General features: G+C 68.7%; 1 pseudogene. It reads right to left on the bottom strand.

Annotated features, from left to right (window positions below):
* Positions 1-249: pseudogene (locus SB772_RS44010) on the bottom strand (2-dehydropantoate 2-reductase); the annotation flags it as partial.

The raw sequence follows: 249 nt of genomic DNA, 5'->3' as shown, positions 1-249 counted from the left end.
CCGCCAGATCGTCGGACATGGACGAGCGCGCATGCGGATCGATCGTCAGCATCGCGCGGCCAAGGCGTTCGAACCACGCATCGGACACCGTCAGCAGACGCGGAATCCACGTCGCGGGCAGCGGCGTCACCTTCGCCGGCCGGATGCCCGCCAGCCCGAGCAGCGCGAGCGCTTCCTTTTGCGCCATCGCGAGACACAAGCGGTACGCGCGCTGCGACAGTTCTTCCTTGAGCGGCCGGTTCGCCAGCG

The organism is Paraburkholderia sp. SIMBA_030, assembly GCF_046535245.1.
Taxonomy (GTDB): Bacteria; Pseudomonadota; Gammaproteobacteria; order Burkholderiales; family Burkholderiaceae; genus Paraburkholderia.
Note: the sequence above shows the minus strand (reverse complement) of the source record. Positions and strands in the feature narration are given on the sequence as shown.